Source organism: Bacillus sp. SG-1 (assembly GCF_000181495.1).
In the GTDB taxonomy this organism is placed as follows: domain Bacteria; phylum Bacillota; class Bacilli; order Bacillales; family Bacillaceae_B; genus Rossellomorea.
The window spans coordinates 1-2,863 of sequence record NZ_ABCF01000123.1 but is presented as its reverse complement, the minus strand read 5'-3'; the positions used below and the strand labels follow the sequence as shown (position 1 = coordinate 2,863).

General features: G+C 44.2%; 3 protein-coding genes. All 3 read right to left on the bottom strand.

The window, feature by feature from the left end; all coding sequences use genetic code 11:
- The coding region (locus BSG1_RS18875; RefSeq protein WP_006838839.1) for a single-stranded-DNA-specific exonuclease RecJ at nucleotides 1–1,067 on the bottom strand (1,067 nt) is incomplete at its 3' end.
- Between the two features lie 338 nt (nucleotides 1,068–1,405).
- The gene (locus tag BSG1_RS18870) at nucleotides 1,406–1,747 is read right to left on the bottom strand and encodes a LapA family protein (RefSeq protein WP_006838838.1); all 342 of its coding nucleotides are present in this window, start codon (nucleotides 1,745–1,747) and stop codon (nucleotides 1,406–1,408) included.
- Between the two features lie 13 nt (nucleotides 1,748–1,760).
- Nucleotides 1,761–2,645 (bottom strand): cation diffusion facilitator family transporter, encoded by an 885-nt coding sequence (locus BSG1_RS18865; RefSeq protein WP_044023192.1) that lies wholly within the window; start codon nucleotides 2,643–2,645, stop codon nucleotides 1,761–1,763.
- Between the last annotated feature and the right edge of the window lie 218 nt (nucleotides 2,646–2,863).

The window sequence follows — 2,863 nt, the reverse complement described above, 5'->3', positions numbered from 1 at the left end:
TTCCAACCTTCTTTTCCGATGACTAAAACAGAATTATGGGTAAGAGGAAACTCATTTTCTACCATTTCAATCGCTTCCTGTGTCATTTCAGTCACAATTGATCGTCTCTCATCGTTGATACCGTTAATTTCCTGAGCGATTGCCATGGACTCTTCCATGTCTTCAGACAACATCAAATCTACAGCAGGATCCGCATCTCCCAGCCTTCCTATTGCATTGATTCTTGGAGCAATTGCAAAACCTACCGTCTCTTCTGTAATTTCATTCATCTGGGCATTGGCAGCCTTGCAGAGGGCTATAACGCCGGGACGCTTACTAGTTCGCAGCTTTACTAATCCTTTTTTGGCGATCGCTCTGTTTTCCCCTTTTAGAGGCACAAGGTCTGCAATTGTTCCGATTGCCGCCAGGTCCAGCAGATGTTCCGGTAAACTCCCGTATAAAGCATGAGCGAACTTAAACGCTACTCCTACACCGGCAAGGTCTGTAAAGGGATAAGTACTGCCTTCCCTTTTGGGATGAAGGATTGCCAATGCTTCCGGAAGTTCCGGTCCCGGTTCATGGTGATCCGTGATGATCAAGTCGACTCCCAGCTCTTTTGCCAGCTGGGCTTCTTTCAGAGCTGCTATGCCGGTATCCACCGTAATAATCAATGAAAATCCTTCTCCAGCTGCCCATCGGAAAGCATTCTCATTCGGTCCATACCCTTCTGTAAAACGGTTCGGAATATAAAAATGCGCTTCCGCACCCAGATCAAGCAGCGTCTGCATCATGGTGGAGGTCGAGCTGACACCGTCCGCATCATAATCTCCGAAAATCAAAATGGCCTCTCCGTATTCGATGGCCTTTTTCACCCGCTCTACTGCCTTGTCCATGTCCATCATCAAATAAGGATCATGGAAAGGCTGTTCCTCCCCATACAAAAAGGTGCGGGCTTCTTCTATATCATGGATTCCCCTGTTTGCCAGCAGTTTGCTGACAATCGGAGAAATATTCAACTTTTCTTGTAATTTCTTACTATTCGTCTCACCATGGTCTTTTACTAACCAACGTGATTTTGATTTCAACATACGTTCACCCCTCAGCCTTTCCTATTATACAAAATGGGGATAGGCCTTTCAATCAGAGAAACATGGAAAGTCGGGTGCCGGGCAGACTTTCGTCGGCATTAAGTTGTGGAACATAAGGGACGAGGAGAGGCAGCAGTTATGTTTTGTGTGCTTTCTTGGAGAAGTTTAATTTTCCTTTCTTTATTTTAGTGTCCTGTAGCGCGCTCTTTAATGGCTGTAATTTTTTCGTTTGCATGTTTTAAAGTCCTTTAAGATTTTCAAACTTCCACCACACAACAACAACAAGCCCACACCTTATAAAACAGAAAGGACGCCCCAGTTTAGGAGCGCCCTTTTTGTTAAATTCCTGTATTGTTTTCTTCTTTTACATTATCACTTGCTGCCGGTACAGGGGGAGAGGTTTTTCCAGTCGTTTCAATTCCTTCAGCCTCTTTTGTCAGGCGTTCATTTTCTTTCTGTAACGCCTTTACCTTCCTCTGTACGACAAATAGCCGGAACAACCCGACAGAGCCGACAATTAGTCCTCCCATCAGGACGGATCCAATAATGACCAGGATCAATGGCCACTCAGCTTCCCCAAAAAGATAGTTCACCCTTACAGGATCGACATTGATAACAGCAAAGATGGCAACTATCAAAGCAAAAATAAGTCCTAAAATCAAATTCCATTGAAATTTCACTGCGTTCCCTCCCTTACGTTAATTCTACTCGGTCACCTTCATCATCTTCTTCTGCATTATATGGATTGATGTGTATGAAAACATCTTGTACGTCAGGGTTTTGCAGCAATCTTTCCTTTACATTTTTCCCTACCCTGTGACCCTCCTCTACTGTTATATGGGGATCCACGCTGATTTTTAAATCTACAATAAGATAATGGCCGTGTTCCCTTGCATGCAGTTCATTGATTTTCAGTACACCCTCAACTTCACTGACTGCCTGCCTCAGCTCTTGCGTGTCCTCATCATGAAGGACGTGATCAAGGGTATTGTGAATGGATTCTGCACCAAGCTTCCAAGCCATCCTCAAAACAAGCAGGGATACAAATACGCCGGCAACAGGATCTCCATATTCAAGCCAGCCGATACCTAAAACGCCACCCAGCATGGCTGCACCGATTCCGACCAGCGCTGCTATTGAAGAGTAGACATCCGATCGATGCTCATACGCATTTACAATGAGAGCATCACTTTTTAACTTTTTACCCAATTTGTACTTATACTGAAACATAGCCTCTTTGACGACAATCCCAAAGATCACGGCATAGATGGCAATGCTGGTCGGTGGACTGATTGGATGAAAAAACGATTCGATTGACGATTTCCCAATTTCAATACCGACAAGGAATAATAATACCGCTACAATAATGGCTGCTATGGATTCAGCTTTTCCGTGTCCATATGGATGGTCATCATCAGGCGGCTGCTTAGCGGCACGAAGACCTATGTATACGGCTAAAGATCCTGCTACATCAGAAGCGGAATGAACGGCATCTGCGATAAGGGCTTTACTATTTCCTGCTATCCCGGCCCACCATTTAATGCCTGCCAGAATAACATTTCCGACGACTCCAATCATAGCTGCAAATTCAGCCTTTTTAAAACGATCATCTGTACTCAAAGTTTATCCCCCCTCATTCCACTTTATTGTAACCCAAACAGTGTTAATCTATCTCCTGAAAACGCTTAAAAGGACAAGTGCTTACAGGCAATTTTCCGCCTGCAATACTTGTCCTTTCAATTGAATCTTACACTTGAGGTTCGTCTGTGACTGGCTTTTTCTCTTTGAACGTAATG

Excerpts from the sequence above, each read along its gene's own strand:
- BSG1_RS18865 (WP_044023192.1), bottom strand. The coding sequence starts at position 2,645 with ATGATTGGAGTCGTCGGAAATGTTATTCTGGCAGGCATTAAATGGTGG.